General features: G+C 62.7%; 12 protein-coding genes. All 12 read left to right on the top strand.

The genetic code is table 11. From position 1 onward, the window contains the following. The first annotated feature begins 1 nt into the window (after nucleotide 1). From HH302_RS19280 to HH302_RS19225, 12 genes are read left to right on the top strand one after another with little or no spacing between them, the layout of a single operon-like run. Complete coding sequence (locus HH302_RS19280; RefSeq protein WP_172204107.1) at nucleotides 2–1,054, top strand: XrtA/PEP-CTERM system-associated ATPase; 1,053 nt, start codon at nucleotides 2–4, stop codon at nucleotides 1,052–1,054. Between the two features lie 10 nt (nucleotides 1,055–1,064). Beyond that, nucleotides 1,065–2,195, top strand: coding sequence for a non-hydrolyzing UDP-N-acetylglucosamine 2-epimerase (wecB, locus tag HH302_RS19275; protein WP_253946224.1), 1,131 nt, complete (start codon nucleotides 1,065–1,067; stop codon nucleotides 2,193–2,195). Between the two features lie 10 nt (nucleotides 2,196–2,205). Further along, complete coding sequence (locus HH302_RS19270; protein ID WP_172204103.1) at nucleotides 2,206–3,045, top strand: XrtA system polysaccharide deacetylase; 840 nt, start codon at nucleotides 2,206–2,208, stop codon at nucleotides 3,043–3,045. 7 nt (nucleotides 3,046–3,052) lie between these two features. Next, nucleotides 3,053–4,102 (top strand): FemAB family XrtA/PEP-CTERM system-associated protein, encoded by a 1,050-nt coding sequence (locus HH302_RS19265; RefSeq protein WP_371814741.1) that lies wholly within the window; start codon nucleotides 3,053–3,055, stop codon nucleotides 4,100–4,102. 9 nt (nucleotides 4,103–4,111) lie between these two features. Beyond that, nucleotides 4,112–5,326, top strand: coding sequence for a TIGR03087 family PEP-CTERM/XrtA system glycosyltransferase (locus tag HH302_RS19260; RefSeq protein WP_172204101.1), 1,215 nt, complete (start codon nucleotides 4,112–4,114; stop codon nucleotides 5,324–5,326). Then, the gene (xrtA, locus tag HH302_RS19255) at nucleotides 5,323–6,867 is read left to right on the top strand and encodes an exosortase A (protein ID WP_172204099.1); all 1,545 of its coding nucleotides are present in this window, start codon (nucleotides 5,323–5,325) and stop codon (nucleotides 6,865–6,867) included. The genes HH302_RS19260 and xrtA overlap by 4 nt, the downstream gene beginning before the upstream one ends. Next, on the top strand, nucleotides 6,867–8,006 hold the full coding sequence (locus tag HH302_RS19250; protein ID WP_172204097.1) for a TIGR03088 family PEP-CTERM/XrtA system glycosyltransferase: 1,140 nt from the start codon (nucleotides 6,867–6,869) through the stop codon (nucleotides 8,004–8,006). The genes xrtA and HH302_RS19250 overlap by 1 nt, the downstream gene beginning before the upstream one ends. Before the next feature lie 50 nt (nucleotides 8,007–8,056). Beyond that, the gene (locus tag HH302_RS19245) at nucleotides 8,057–9,985 is read left to right on the top strand and encodes an XrtA/PEP-CTERM system amidotransferase (RefSeq protein WP_172204095.1); all 1,929 of its coding nucleotides are present in this window, start codon (nucleotides 8,057–8,059) and stop codon (nucleotides 9,983–9,985) included. Nucleotide 9,986: 1 nt separating this feature from the next. Further along, on the top strand, nucleotides 9,987–11,204 hold the full coding sequence (locus HH302_RS19240; protein ID WP_172204093.1) for a TIGR04063 family PEP-CTERM/XrtA system glycosyltransferase: 1,218 nt from the start codon (nucleotides 9,987–9,989) through the stop codon (nucleotides 11,202–11,204). After that, on the top strand, nucleotides 11,201–12,394 hold the full coding sequence (locus HH302_RS19235; protein ID WP_371814740.1) for a glycosyltransferase family 4 protein: 1,194 nt from the start codon (nucleotides 11,201–11,203) through the stop codon (nucleotides 12,392–12,394). Before HH302_RS19240 ends, HH302_RS19235 begins: the two co-directional genes overlap by 4 nt. Before the next feature lie 9 nt (nucleotides 12,395–12,403). Beyond that, nucleotides 12,404–13,708 (top strand): putative O-glycosylation ligase, exosortase A system-associated, encoded by a 1,305-nt coding sequence (locus HH302_RS19230; RefSeq protein WP_172204091.1) that lies wholly within the window; start codon nucleotides 12,404–12,406, stop codon nucleotides 13,706–13,708. A gap of 53 nt (nucleotides 13,709–13,761) precedes the next feature. Next, the gene (locus HH302_RS19225; RefSeq protein ID WP_371814739.1) at nucleotides 13,762–14,661 is read left to right on the top strand and encodes a polysaccharide deacetylase family protein; all 900 of its coding nucleotides are present in this window, start codon (nucleotides 13,762–13,764) and stop codon (nucleotides 14,659–14,661) included. Nucleotides 14,662–14,664 lie beyond the last annotated feature (3 nt).

Raw genomic sequence — 14,664 nt, 5'->3', positions numbered from 1 at the left:
TATGTACGAGTCCTTTTACGGCTTTACTTCAAAGCCGTTCCAGCTTAACCCCGACCCGTCGTTCTACTACGGTAGCCGTGGGCATCGCCGTGCGATGGCCTATCTCGAATACGGGCTGCATCAGAGCGAGGGGTTCATCGTTATTACCGGGGACGTCGGTGCCGGCAAGACGACGCTTGTCCGCAGCTTGTTGCAGCGGCTTGATTCCAGCAAGGTTGTTGCTGCCCATCTGGTGAGTACGCAGATCGATGCGGACGACATCCTTCGTCTCGTTGCGGCGGCGTTCGGGCTCCCAGCGAAGAACGTCGAGAAGGCAGACCTGCTGCTGCAACTCGAGACTTTTCTCGTCAAGCTCACCGCTGCGGGCAAACGTGCGCTGTTGATCGTCGACGAGGCGCAGAACCTCACTCCGCGAGCGGTCGAGGAACTCCGGATGCTCTCCAATTTCCAGTTGGAGGATCACGCGCTTCTGCAGAGTTTTCTGGTTGGCCAGCCCGAGTTCCGCCAGACGATGCAAAGCGAGCACATGCAGCAACTGCGGCAACGCGTGATCGCCTCGTACCACCTCGGGCCGCTGGATCTGGCGGAAACCCGGGCCTACGTTGAACACCGGCTCGGCTGCGTTGGCTGGAAGGGGGATCCCCGCATCGAGGTCAGCGCATTCGACGTGATTCATGCAGCCTCCGGTGGTATTCCTCGGCGGATCAATACGCTCTGCGATCGCGTGCTGCTGGCAGGCTTTCTTTCGGAGAAGCATGGGCTTACGGCAAGCGATGTCGACAACGTTGTGACCGAGATGCGTGAAGAGTCAGGGCCTGAGCGCTCGGTTACGCCGATCAATGCCATGCCAGGCCTCGATTCGTCTGCGCTGGCGAGGTTGATGGCTGATCCGGCCGCTGCACGGCGGCTGGCAGAGGTGGCTGCCGGCTATCAGGCGTCGCGCCTTGAAGCGCGTGTAGAGCAGCTCGAAAAGGTCATTTGTGCACTGTTGGGGTTGAGTGCCAACACCACGGACGGTGCGGATCAAGACAAGGAACGCCGGCATGCCGGTTGAAGGAGCCCGGATGAAACCGGTTATTTGCGTGGTGGGCGCGCGCCCTAACTACATGAAGATGGCGCCGATCGTCAAAGCGTTTGCGGCGCACCAGCCCCCTCTGCCGTATCTGTTGGTTCATACGGGGCAGCATTACGACCACGCCATGAACGCCAAACTCTTTGGCGATCTGAAGCTGCCCGATCCCGACGTGAACCTGGAGGTGGGGTCGGCTTCGCACGCGGTGCAGACCGCCGAGATCATGAAGCGATTCGAACCGATCCTGGATGAGCACGGCGCGTCCGCGGTACTGGTTGTCGGCGACGTCAATTCAACGATTGCCTGTGCGCTGGTGGCGACAAAGAAGAACATCCCGGTCGTGCATGTCGAGGCTGGTTTGCGCAGTTTTGACCGTGGCATGCCTGAAGAGATCAATCGGGTTCTGACCGACCAGATTGCGGATCTTCTCTACACGACAGAGGCGGGCGCCTCGGTCAACTTGGCACGCGAGGGCATTGCGGAGCCGCGCATACAGTTCGTCGGCAACGTGATGATCGATTCGTTGCGTGCCAACCTTGCGCAGGCGGTTCCCGTCGCACAGACGCTCAGCGCGGCCGGGCATGCGTCGGATGCGCTGCACTCGCCCAACGGATTTGCGCTTGTAACACTCCATCGACCGTCCAACGTTGATGATCAGGAAACGCTGAGTGGTTTGGTCAATACGCTGTGCGAAGCGAGCAAGCGTTTGCCGATTGCGTTTGCTGTGCATCCCCGCACGCGCAGCAACCTGGAGCGTTTCGGCCTGTTTGCCCGCCTTGCAGGCGAGCGAATCGTGCAGCTGCCGCCGCAGGGATACCTTGAGATGCTTGGGCTGATGTCAGCGGCGCGAGTGGTGATGACGGATTCCGGCGGCATCCAGGAGGAGACCACCGCGCTCGGCGTCGCATGCCTGACCTTGCGTGAAAACACCGAACGCCCGATTACCGTTGATGAGGGCACCAACACGCTTGTTGGCCGCGACCACGACGCAATCGTCCGGGCGTTGGATCAGATTCTGATCGGCGGTGGCAAGGCCGGACGCTCTCCGGCGTTGTGGGACGGGCGCGCCGCGGAACGTATTGCTGCGCACTTGCATGCCTGGTTGGTCGCCCGTGCCAACTGATGGCGCCAAGATGAAGTCGGCGGTGTCGAACGCGCTGACGATCGACGTGGAAGATTACTTCCAGGTCTCAGCGCTGGCCTCACATTTCCCTCGCGCCCAGTGGGATGCTGTGCCTTGCCGAGTCGAAGCGAACGTCGATCGAATCCTGAGCCTGCTTCACGAGTACGGCGCGAAGGCAACGTTTTTCACCTTGGGGTGGGTTGCCGAGCGATATCCGAAACTTGTGCGTCTGATCGTCATGGAAGGGCATGAACTCGCGAGCCATGGCTATGGCCACGAGCGGGCAAGTGCCCAGACGCCGGAAGCTTTCCGCGCAGATGTTTCTCTTGCGAAAGCGGTGCTGGAGGACATCTCCGGCGTCGAGATCCGTGGCTACCGCGCGCCAAGCTTCTCGGTTGGGGCGAAGAACCTGTGGGTGCACGATGTGCTCCGCGAAACCGGGCATAGCTACAGCTCCAGCGTGTACCCGATCGCGCATGATCACTATGGCATGCCCGATTCGCCGCGGTTTCCGTACTACCTGACCAACGGGCTGCTCGAGATCCCGGTGACGACGGTACGTTGGGCTGGCCGTAACTGGCCTGCCGGTGGCGGCGGATATTTCCGCTTGTTGCCCTATCCGGTATCGCGTTGGTCCTTGAGGCGGGTGAACGAGTTGGACAAGCGTTCTGCAATCTTCTACTTCCATCCTTGGGAGATCGATCCCGCCCAGCCGCGCGTTGATGCTGCGGATGCGCGGACGAAGTTTCGGCACTACGTAAACCTCGAACACATGGAAGGTCGGCTGCGTCGATTGCTGGGCGATTTCGCCTGGGATCGCGTCGATCAGGTGTTTCTTCCCAAGGCCTGAACGAATGATGCGAGATGCTGTGATGCAGCCGGTCGTCGTGCGGCGACTGGAATTGGCTGAGCGTGCGCGCTGGGATGCCTTCGTGCGCGCGTGTCCGTCTGCGACCTTCTTCCACCTGTCTGCCTGGCAGGGGTTGATCGAGAACCATCAAGGGCACGACACCTACTTCCTGCTTGCGGAGCGCGGCAGCGAAATCGTTGGCGTCCTACCGCTGGCCGAGGTGCGAAGCCGCCTTTTCGGGCATTCCCTGTCCTCGCTCCCGTTCTGTGTATATGGCGGCGTTGCCAGTGAGGACGCGGAGGCTATCGCTGCACTTGAGCTGGAAGCCGAACGGATCGCTCAACGCCTCGGGGTGGGTCATCTGGAATATCGCAACGCCGCACCGCGACATGCCGATTGGCCTAGCCAGGATCTCTACGTGACGTTTCGCAAAACGCTGGCGGCCGATGACGAGGCGAACATGGCGGCGATTCCGCGGAAGCAGCGGGCGATGGTGCGTAAAGGCATCAAAAACGGCCTGATCGCCAGCCGTGACGCCGACGTAAATCGGTTCTTCTCGGTGTACGCCGACAATGTGCGCCGCCACGGCACGCCGGCCATGTCCCGCCGCTGGTTTGCGGCGCTGATGGATGCCTTCGCCGATGATTGCGAAGTCATGACGGTCACAACGGCCGATGGTGCGCCGCTGTCGAGCGTCCTGAGCTTTTTCTTCCGCGATGAGATCCTTCCGTACTACGCTGGGGACCTGCCTGCGGCGCGTGACCTCGCCGCCAATGATTTCAAGTACTGGTCGCTAATGTGTCGCGCCCGCGAACGCGATTGCAAAGTATTCGATTACGGCCGTAGCAAGGTGGGCACCGGCCCGTATGCGTTCAAGAAGAACTGGGGCTTTGAGCCGACGCCGCTCGCCTATGAATACCGTTTGTTCAAGCGCGACAGCATCCCGCAGAACAATCCGATGAATCCGAAGTACCGCGCGTTCATCGCGCTCTGGCAGCGCCTGCCATTGGCCGTGGCCAATCGTCTTGGTCCGATGATTGTCCGCAACCTGGGTTGACCGGTATCGATGAGCAAACCGTCGCTGCTGTATCTGGTGCACCGCATCCCCTATCCCCCGAACAAGGGCGACAAGGTCAGATCCTTCAATCTGCTGAAGTACCTTTCGCGTCACTATCGGGTGTACCTCGGTGCCTTCGTCGACGATCCGGCCGACGAACAGCATGTAGCGGCGCTTTCTGAATGGTGTGAGGGCGTGCACTGCGAGCGGCTCGCGCCGCGCTGGGCGCGGATTGCCAGTCTGCGCGGCCTTTTGACCAATGAAGCACTGACGCTGGCGTACTACCGTACGTCATCGATGCTTGAGTGGGCGCGCAGCGTCGTTGCTGCTCAGGGGATTCAGGAAGCAGCGGTGTTCTGCTCCGCCATGATGCAATACATCGAGGCGATACCGGGTCTGCGTACCTTGGCGGACTATTGTGATGTCGACTCGGCGAAGTGGACGCAATACGCCCCGCAGCACAGCGGCCCGATGGCTTGGCTGTACCGCCGCGAGGGGAGGAAGTTGCTGGCGTATGAACGCCACGCAGCAACCCATGCGCGTGCGGTGACGTTTGTATCCGAGGCTGAGGCTGAGCTCTTCCGGTCGCGGGCCCCGGAGGTGGCAGCCAAGGTTTTTGCCGTCAGCAACGGCGTGAATGCGACGTACTTTTCGCCACAGGGCGACCAGCCCTCGCCTTACCCCGGGAGCGGGCCGCATATCGTCTTCACCGGCGCGATGGACTATTGGCCGAATGTCGATGCCGTTACTTGGTTTGTGCGCGAGGCCTGGCCGGCGATTGCAGCACTCGATGCGCAGGCGCAGTTCTGGATTGTCGGCATGAACCCGACCCCCGAGGTGCTGGCGCTGGCGCTTGATCCCCGCGTTCACGTCACCGGCACGGTTCCGGACGTCCGCCCCTATCTGCGCCATGCCGTAGCCGTCGTCGCACCGTTGCGGGTTGCGCGCGGCGTGCAGAACAAGGTGCTGGAGGCAATGGCGATGAGCCGCGCGGTCGTGGTGTCGACCGACGCTGCGACCGGCATCAACGCGATCAATGGGCAGGACTTCCTGATCGCGCAGACGAGTTCCGATTATGTCGAGGCGATCCGTTCGTTGCTGGCAGACCCTCAACGGGCGGGCTCGATAGGGCGAGCCGCGCGCCAATGTGTGCTAGATCGCTACAGCTGGGAGGCGCACCTTGCGCAGCTGGACGTTCTGATGGAGAGGGCGCCACGGACATGAGCACAGCAACGATGGATGCAGTGAAGACCTCGTCGTCTGGGGCATTGATTGTCGGCAGCGGACTGGCCGCGTTTGCGCTGGTGGTTGGCGTGTTTTGGCCGACTGCGCGTGAGATGGCATCGATTTGGTGGCGATCCGAGACCTTCGCTCACGGAATGGTCGTAGTGCCGATCTCGCTCTGGCTGCTCTGGGGGATGCGCGATCAGCTTCTGCGCCAGAGCCTGCGCCCGGCTCCGATTGCGCTGATTCCGCTTGCAGTGGCCGGTTTCATCTGGCTCGCAGGGGAGAGCGCGAGCGTGGCCGCCGTGACTCACTTCGCGCTGGTGGCGATGGTCTGCGCGGCGCTGTGGTGCGTCTGGGGCAACGCGCTGGCGCGCACGGCCGTTTTTCCGCTGGCCTTCCTGTTCTTCGGTGTGCCGTTCGGGGAGTTCCTGATTCCGACCCTGATGAATCACACGGCGGACTTCACGGTTACCGCCTTGCGGCTTACCGGCGTGCCAGTGTTCAGGGAAGGGAACAGTTTTGTGATCCCCAGTGGCGCGTGGTCGGTGGTCGAAGCCTGTAGCGGGATTCGCTACCTGATCGCATCCGTGATGGTGGGGGTCCTGTTTGCCTGGCTCAACTATCGAACCCTGCGCCGACGGCTGCTCTTCATTCTTGCCGCCACTCTGGTGCCACTGGTTGCCAATTGGCTGCGCGCTTACCTGATCGTGATGCTGGGTCACCTATCGGGCAACAAGATCGCGACCGGCGTTGATCACCTGATCTATGGCTGGCTGTTCTTTGGTGTCGTCATCGTTGCCTTGTTCTGGGTTGGCTCGTTCTGGCGTGAGTCCGATGCGGCCGAATCCGGCGTGGAACAGTCTACCGACCGCCTCGCGACGACACCGCCGGCTTCGACGCGGGCGATTGCGGTTTGCTGTTTCGGAATTCTGGCGGTGTTGCTCGTCTGGCGGCCTCTTGAAGCCTGGCTTGCCGCGACGCCAGGTGCGGCGGCCTACACGCTGGAGGCACCGCATGCCACGGCCGGCTGGGTCATGACGAACGAACCGCCCGTCGCCGGCTGGCAACCGACCTATGTGGGCGAGCGGGCGCGTTTGGTGCGGACGTATCGTCACGGCGACGATGTGGTCACGCTTTTTATCGCCTACTACGCGAGCCAGACGCCGGGCCATGAGTTGGTGCAGTGGGACAACCGCTTCGTTACCGCGGAAGATAAGCGCTGGCGCTATGGTGGCGAGCAGCCCGATCAGTTCAGCAACGGATACGTCCTTTTGCGGACCCAGCTGCTGGGCGAGCCGGATCGGCTGGAAGTGTGGTCTTGGCTCTGGTTAGGCGACAGCGTGACGTCGGACCCGAAGCGCGCCAAGTTGGCATTGGTGGCAGATCGCTTCGCGCATCGACCGGACGATTCCGCGGCCGTGATCGTGATTGCGCGCAAGGGTGAAGGTTTGCCGGAGGCACGCGGTCTGGTCGAGCGTTTCGTGCTGGCACATCAGGCCGAGATCGAGCGCGTACTGCGCGCCACGCCACGAAGCTGATGCCGCCGCTGATTGCGCACATCGTCTTCAGTTTTCGCGTCGGCGGGCTGGAGAACGGCATGGTCAACCTGATCAACCGGCTGCCTGCCTCGCAGTTTTGCCACGCCATCATTTCGCTTACCGACGCCGATCCGGCCTTCGTCGCCCGGATAACACGGCCCGATGTGCAGGTCATTGAACTGCATAAGCAACCCGGCCCCGGCGCGGCCCTGTTCCCGAGAATGTTTCGAGTCCTGCGCGAGTTGCAGCCCGCCATCGTTCACACGCGCAATCTGGCCGCGCTGGAAATGGTGGCGCCAGCCTGGGCGGCGCGGGTGCCGGTGCGCATTCACGGAGAGCACGGTCGTGACGTGGATGATCCGCAGGGTGATCGTGCCAAACCTCGCTGGGTACGGCGCGCGTACAGCCCCTTCGTGACGCAATACATTGCGCTGTCGCGTGAGCTGGAGAACTATCTCACCACCCGCGTCGGCATTGGAAAACAGCGTGTTCACGTGTTTTGCAATGGCGTAGACGCGACGCGATTCCATCCGGCGGCTGGGGCTCGACAACGTTTGGACGGCTCACCGTTCAACGACCCCGCGCTGTGCGTGGTGGGCACTGTGGGGCGCCTTCAGGCCGTAAAGGATCAGGTTGGATTGGTCAAGGCGTTCGGGCTGATCGCTGATCGTGCGCCGAACCTGAGACTGGCTATCGTTGGCGAAGGCGGCATGCGCGGCGCGATCGAGACCGCTGTTCGGGACTCCGGACTTGCGTCGAAGGTCTGGCTCGCCGGCGAGCGGGCGGACGTGCCGGACGTCATGCGGAGTTTTGACATCTTCACGTTGCCATCCGTCGCCGAGGGGATTTCGAATACCGTGCTTGAGGCGATGGCGAGCGGCTTGCCCGTGGTTGCAACCGCCGTCGGTGGAACGCCGGAGCTCGTGCGCGACGGTGAAACGGGTTGCTTGGTTCCGCCTGCTGCGCCGCAGGTTTTGGCCGATGCATTGTTGGCCCTTGCGACGGATCCTGCGCGGATAAGAGCGCAGGGGCTCGCGTCGCGTCGCCGTATCGAGGCCGATTTCAGCCTCGACGCCATGGTGGCGCGCTATGGAAGTCTGTATTCGCGTGCGCTCGAGGCAATCGATCGGCGCGCTTGAATCGCAAACCCGATGCGCCGCAGCGCATCGAATGATGAGGTAGCGCGAGTATGTGCGGTATTGCCGGCATGTTTGATACGCGGGGGCGACGCGAGCCGCCGCGCGAAATCGTCGAGCGCATGGCGGACGTGCAGCGCCACCGTGGGCCGGATGAGACCGGGTTTCACTTCGAACCGGGCGTGGCGTTCGCCCACCGCCGCCTGTCGGTCATCGATCCGACGCTGGGCCAACAGCCTTTGAGTAACGAAGACGGTTCCGTTGTCGTCGTTTTCAACGGGGAGATCTACAACTTCCAGGAGCTGGTGCCGGAGCTTAAGGCGCTTGGCCACACCTTCCGCACGCATAGCGATACCGAAGTGATCGTGCATGCCTGGGAGTCCTGGGGCGAGGCGTGTGTGGCGCGCTTCCGCGGCATGTTTGCGTTCGTGCTGTGGGACCGCAAGCGCGAGACGCTCTTCGTTGCGCGTGACCGTCTTGGCGTAAAGCCCCTGTTCTACGCCTTGCTGGACGACGGCATGTTCCTGTTCGGCTCCGAACTCAAAGCCCTGCTCGCGCATCCGCGGTTCCCGCGCGAGATTGAACCGGAGTGTGTCGAGGATTACTTTGCGTTGGGCTACATCCCGGAGCCGCGTTGCATTTTCCGCGGTGCGTTCAAGCTGCCGCCAGGCGAGTCGTTTGTCCTGCGCCGAGGTGACACGCAGTGCCGGCCAGCGCCCTATTGGGACGTCCGCTTCACCTGCGATAACCGGCTCAGTGTTGAAGCAGCCTCGGATGAATTGGTCGAGCGCCTGCGCGAATCGGTGCGACTGCGCATGATCGCGGATGTGCCGCTCGGTGCTTTCCTGTCGGGCGGCGTGGACTCAAGTGCCGTCGTGGCAACGATGGCGCATCTATCGTCGGAGCCCGTCAACACCTGTTCGATCGCATTCGATGACCCAGCGTTCAACGAGTCCGAGTTCGCCGCAATGGTTGCACGCCGGTATGGCACCAATCACCATGTGGAGACGGTGGCGAGCGACGATTTCGACTTGATCGACGAACTCGCCCGGCTGTACGACGAACCCTATGCCGACAGCTCTGCGATTCCGACCTACAGGGTGTGCCAGCTCGCTCGCAAGCGGGTGACGGTGGCCTTGTCCGGCGACGGCGGTGACGAAAGCCTCGGCGGCTACCGCCGACACCGGCTGCATGTGATGGAGGAGCGCATGCGTACAGCCTTGCCGTTGGGCGTGCGCAAACCGGTCTTCGGCCTGTTGGGGCGTCTGTACCCGAAAGCAGACTGGGCGCCGCGCGTGTTTCGTGCAAAGACGACGTTCGAGGCGCTCGCACGCGATTCGGTCGAAGCCTACTTCCATACCATGTCGATCCTCCGCGACAACCAACGGCACGCGCTCTACAGCAATGCGTTCCGCGCACGTCTGGGCGGTTACTCGGCGGTCGAGGTGTTCCACCGCCATGCCCGCCACGCCGGCACTGACGACCCGCTCGCGCTGATCCAGTACCTTGACTTGAAGACCTACCTCGTCGGTGACATCAATACCAAGGTCGATCGCGCATCAATGGCGCATTCGCTGGAAGTACGCGAGCCCTTGATGGACCACAAGCTGGTCGAATGGCTTGCAACCCTGCCATCGGATCTGAAGCTGCGCGGCATGGAGGGGAAATTCATTTTCAAGAAGGCGATGGAACCCTATCTGCCAGCGGATGTGCTCTATCGGCCCAAAATGGGCTTCGCGGTGCCGCTTGCCCGCTGGTTCCGTGGCCCCCTGCGCGAACGCGTTCGAGAGTCCTTGCTTGGCGAGCGCATGGCCGATACCGGCTTGTTCAACCAATCGTACTTGCAGCATCTCGTCAGCGATCACCAGTCTGGCGTGAAGGATTACAGCGCCTCCATCTGGGCGCTGCTGATGTTCGAAGCGTTCCTGCGTAATGTTGCCGGTGATGCGGTACAACCCGCCGCCCTTGGGATGGCAAGCTGACATGCGTGTTCTTCATATCCTCGACCACTCCATTCCGCTGCACAGCGGCTACACCTTCCGAACTGCGGCGATCCTTCGCGAGCAGCGCCGCCTGGGGTGGGAGACCTTCCATGTGACCTCGCCAAAACAGGGGCCATGCGCGGCTGCGGACGAAACGGTCGACGGCCTGCGGTTCTTTCGTACACCAATGCCCACCGCAGCGTGGTCGGGCAAGCCCCTGTTGGGCGAACTGGAGCTGATGCGCCAGTTGGAACGGCGGATTGACGAGTTGATTGTTCAGCTCAAGCCGCAGGTCCTGCATGCGCATTCGCCCGTCCTTAACGCAATTCCCGCAATCCGTGCTGCGCGCCGACATGGGCTGCCTGTGGTCTATGAAGTGCGGGCGTTCTGGGAGGACGCTGCGGTTGATCATGGCACCACACAGGAGGGCAGCCTGCGTTACCGCGCTACCCGTGCGCTGGAGACCTGGGCGCTGCGTCGCGTGGATCATGTCACCTGCATTTGCGAGGGGTTGCGTGCGGACATCGTTGCTCGCGGAATTCCTGCCGAGCGGGTCACGGTGATTCCGAACGCGGTCGACGCGGAGGCGTTCGACGCAGGGGCGGCCCCGGACCTCGCACTCAAACAGTCGCTCGGGCTCGATGGCGCCGAGGTGCTTGGTTTCATCGGTTCCTTCTATGCCTACGAAGGGCTCGATCTCTTACTTGAAGCGATGCCCGATATTCTCGCGCGACGCCCGAAGGCGCGGTTGCTGCTGGTCGGCGGTGGTCCGCAGGATGCTGCGCTGAAGCGTCAGGCGGAGACCCTGGGCTTGGGGGACAAAGTGGTATTCACCGGGCGGGTGCCGCATGCAGAGGTCGGCCGCTACTACGACCTCGTCGATGTGCTGGTCTATCCGCGACACCCGATGCGGCTTACCGAGCTTGTGACGCCGCTCAAGCCGCTGGAGGCGATGGCGCAGCAACGTGTGTTCGTCGCGTCGGACGTCGGCGGCCATCGCGAGCTTGTCCGCGACGGCGAGACCGGTGTGTTGTTCCGCGCCGGCAACCCGGTTGCGCTTGCTGACGCGGTGTCGCGTCTGCTGGCGTCGCCAGAGCACTGGCCCGCCTTGCGTGCAGCTGGCCGGCAGTTCGTCGAAAGCGAACGGACCTGGCGAAACAGCGTTGCGCGCTATCAAGCAATTTACCGTCGGCTGGTTGCCGGGCCTGTCTGCGCGTGAGTCGGCCGATCCGTACCCTGCTGTTTTCGACGCTTTATCCAAGCGTCGCGCGGCCGACACATGGCGTGTTTGTCGAAACGCGGCTGCGCGAACTGCTCAAGACCGGCAAGGTTGAAACGCGCGTCGTCGCGCCGGTGCCATGGTTCCCGTCGCGCGCTGAACGCTTCGGCGACTGGGCGCGAATGGCCGCGACCCCGGCATACGAAGAACGCGATGGCGTCAAGATCTGGCATCCACGCTACCTGCTACCGCCAAAGGTAGGGATGACCGTTGCACCGCTGACCCTTGCGCTGGGTGCGCGGGCGACGGTTTCCCGGTTGCTGCGCGAGGGCTTCGATTTCGACTTGATCGACGCGCACTACTACTACCCGGACGGCGTGGCGGCCGCCATGCTTGCGGGCTGGTTCAAGAAGCCGTTCGTGATTACCGCGCGCGGCACCGACCTCAACCTGATCCCGTCCTACCCCCTGCCGCGGCGCATGATTCAGTGGGCGGCGGCGCAGGCGGCTGGCTCGATCGGGGTCTGCAGCGCGTTGCTCGATGTGCTGCGCGAGATGGGGGCGGACGACAGCCGTCTCCATGTAATGCGAAACGGCGTCGATCTTCAGCGCTTCTCGCCGCGCTCGCAGTCTGAATGCCGAGTGCGACTAGGCTTGCCGATACAGGGGCGGTTGCTGGTGTCAGTCGGGCATCTGGTCGAACGCAAGGGGCATCATCTAGTGATTGAGGCGTTGGATCACCTGCCTGATGTCTGCCTTGTCATCGTGGGCGACGGCGAGGAGCGCGCGCGTTTGCATGAAGCGGCTGCGATGCCGGGGCGTCAGGGCCGCGTGCTCTTCGCTGGGGCGCAACCCAATACCGCGCTTTCCGAGTGGTACAGCGCTGCGGATGCCCTCGTGCTGGCGTCGAGCCGCGAGGGCTGGGCGAACGTCCTACTTGAGAGCATGGCCTGCGGCACGCCCGTGGTGGCGACGCGGATCTGGGGTACGCCGGAGGTCGTCGCTGCGCCGGAGGCCGGCGAACTGGTCGACCGACGCGATGCGCAAAGCATTGCTCAAGCTGTACAGCGACTCTTCGAGCGTTCGCCCGACCGCGCCGCGGTGCGCCGCTATGCAGAGAACTTCGGTTGGGAGCCGACCTCACAGGCGCAGGTGGATCTCTTTTCCCGCATCAGCGGTGCGGCGGCGTGAGGCGCAAATATGCGTGACATACTGATCCTGCTTCTCATCCTTGGCTTTGCCTTGGCTGCGTTGCGTCGACCATGGATCGGCGTGATGGGGTGGACCTGGATCTCTATCATGAACCCCCACCGCCTGACCTGGCGGCTTGAAGACTTGCCCGTTGCTGCGCTGATGGCCGGCTGCACCCTGATCGGCCTGACGCTCACGAGGGAGAAGCGTCAGCCTTTCATCTCGCCCTCGGTTGCCGTGCTGCTCATGTTCATGATCTGGATGTGCATCACCTATCCGTTCTCAATCTTCGAGGACAAGAGCTGGGAGATGTTCACCCGTGTCATGAAGATTGATTTCATGATTCTCGTCGCACTGATGCTGTTGCGAACGCGCGCGCATATTCAGTGGCTGACCTGGGCTATCGTGTTTTCGATCGGGTTCTTCGGTGTCAAGGGCGGCCTATTCACGATTGCCACCGGCGGCAACTTCCGCGTCTGGGGCCCGGCTGAATCCTTCATCGAAGGCAACAACGAGATCGCGCTCGCGCTGATCATCACGATTCCGCTGATGCGCTACCTGCAACTGCAATTGGCGCCCGACAAAAAGTGGCAGCGGCACGCCTTTACTTTGGCGATGCTCTTGACCGCGGCCGCGGCCGTGGGTAGCCACTCACGCGGTGCGCTGCTGGCCATCGCGGCCATGTCCGGGTTCCTCTGGTTGCGCAGTCCGAACAAGCTGGCGGGTGGCATTGTCATGGTCGTTGCAGCTGTCGGGCTGGTCGCCTTCATGCCCGAGCAGTGGAGCTCGCGCATGCACACCATCGGCGAGTATCAGCAAGACGCCTCAGCGATGGGCCGGATCAATGCCTGGTGGATGGCCTGGAATCTGGCGAGTGATCGCTTCTTCGGCGGGGGGTTCCAGATCTATTCGCTGATCGTGTTCCAGCAGTACGCCCCCGATCCGACCGATGTGCATGCGGCACACAGCATTTATTTCCAGGTGCTGGGCGAGCATGGTTTCGTCGGCCTGTTCCTGTTCCTGCTGCTGTGGTTCATGGTTTGGCGCGATGGCGCATGGCTACGCAAGCACACTCAGGACCTGCCGGAGGCGCGGTGGGCCCGGGATCTGGGGTCGATGTGCCAAGTGGCGCTGGTCGGTTATCTGGTTGGCGGCGCATTCCTCAGCCTCGCGTACTTTGACCTTCCGTATAACCTTCTGGTGCTGACGGCGCTTACGCGGCGCTGGGTTGCCGAGCGTGCATGGCTGACTGAGCCTGCCGACGCGCCGCTCATTGGAAACAGATCCGCCAAACGAGTGGAAGCCGCCACATGATCCGTGCAGGCCTGACCGTTTTGTCGCCTCGGGGCACGCGTTCGCGATTGTCGGTGTTCATCTGGCACCGGGTTGCTCCGACGCCGGATCCGATGTTCCCGGGCGAACTGCATGCTGAGCGCTTTGCGCGCACGCTGGGCTGGATCAAGCGCTGGTTCAATGTGCTGCCCTTGGACGAGGCTGTACGGCGCCTGAGCGACGGCGCCTTACCGGCTCGTGCTGCCGCCATTACCTTCGATGACGGCTATGCAGACAACCTGACCGTCGCCGCGCCCATTTTGCAGGCTGCTGGTTTGCATGCCACCTTCTTCGTTGCCACCGGCTATCTCGATGGTGGGCGCATGTGGAACGACGGTTTGATCGAAGCGGTGCGCCGTTCGCCGCTCGATGTGCTCGACACCCCGCAGTGGGGCCGCTTCTCCATGGCTGACTGGCGAGGGCGGGAAGCGGCTGCGTTGCGCTTGATCGACGAGATCAAGTACCTCGAACCCACTGAGCGGGAACAGGCTGTCGTTGACGTGGCGCGCGCCGCTCACACGACGCTGCCGACCGATCTGATGATGAGCAGTGCTCAGGTCGTTCAGTTACACCGCCTTGGTTTCGCGATCGGCGCGCATACGGTGAGCCACCCGATCCTGGCGAAGATCTCGCTGCCGCGTGCGAGGGAAGAGATCGGAGGCGGGCGTGACGCGTTGGAGCGGCTGATTGGCGCGCGCGTGCCATTGTTTGCCTATCCGAACGGTAAGCCCGGGCGCGACTACCTGCCCGAGCACGTTGCGCTCGTGCGCGAACTTGGCTTCGATGCAGCGGTGTCGACGGCCTGGGGGGCCTCTGCCTCCGGTGACGATATCTTCCAGCTACGCCGGTTCACGCCTTGGGACGCGGGGCGCCTTCGTTTCGGGATCCGGATGGCACAGAACCTCGCGCAACCCTTGCGCGAGGCACTGGTATAACGG

It is taken from the genome of Niveibacterium sp. COAC-50 (assembly GCF_013184235.1).
In the GTDB taxonomy this organism is placed as follows: domain Bacteria; phylum Pseudomonadota; class Gammaproteobacteria; order Burkholderiales; family Rhodocyclaceae; genus Niveibacterium; species Niveibacterium microcysteis.
This window is presented reverse-complemented; position numbering and strand designations above follow the sequence as displayed.

Coding starts and splice junctions, on each gene's coding strand:
- HH302_RS19280 (WP_172204107.1), top strand. CDS start 2: ATGTACGAGTCCTTTTACGGCTTTACTTCAAAGCCGTTCCAGCTTAAC.
- HH302_RS19265 (WP_371814741.1), top strand. CDS start 3,053: ATGCGAGATGCTGTGATGCAGCCGGTCGTCGTGCGGCGACTGGAATTG.
- HH302_RS19245 (WP_172204095.1), top strand. CDS start 8,057: ATGTGCGGTATTGCCGGCATGTTTGATACGCGGGGGCGACGCGAGCCG.
- wecB (WP_253946224.1), top strand. CDS start 1,065: ATGAAACCGGTTATTTGCGTGGTGGGCGCGCGCCCTAACTACATGAAG.
- HH302_RS19240 (WP_172204093.1), top strand. CDS start 9,987: ATGCGTGTTCTTCATATCCTCGACCACTCCATTCCGCTGCACAGCGGC.
- HH302_RS19250 (WP_172204097.1), top strand. CDS start 6,867: ATGCCGCCGCTGATTGCGCACATCGTCTTCAGTTTTCGCGTCGGCGGG.
- xrtA (WP_172204099.1), top strand. CDS start 5,323: ATGAGCACAGCAACGATGGATGCAGTGAAGACCTCGTCGTCTGGGGCA.
- HH302_RS19230 (WP_172204091.1), top strand. CDS start 12,404: ATGCGTGACATACTGATCCTGCTTCTCATCCTTGGCTTTGCCTTGGCT.
- HH302_RS19270 (WP_172204103.1), top strand. CDS start 2,206: ATGAAGTCGGCGGTGTCGAACGCGCTGACGATCGACGTGGAAGATTAC.
- HH302_RS19260 (WP_172204101.1), top strand. CDS start 4,112: ATGAGCAAACCGTCGCTGCTGTATCTGGTGCACCGCATCCCCTATCCC.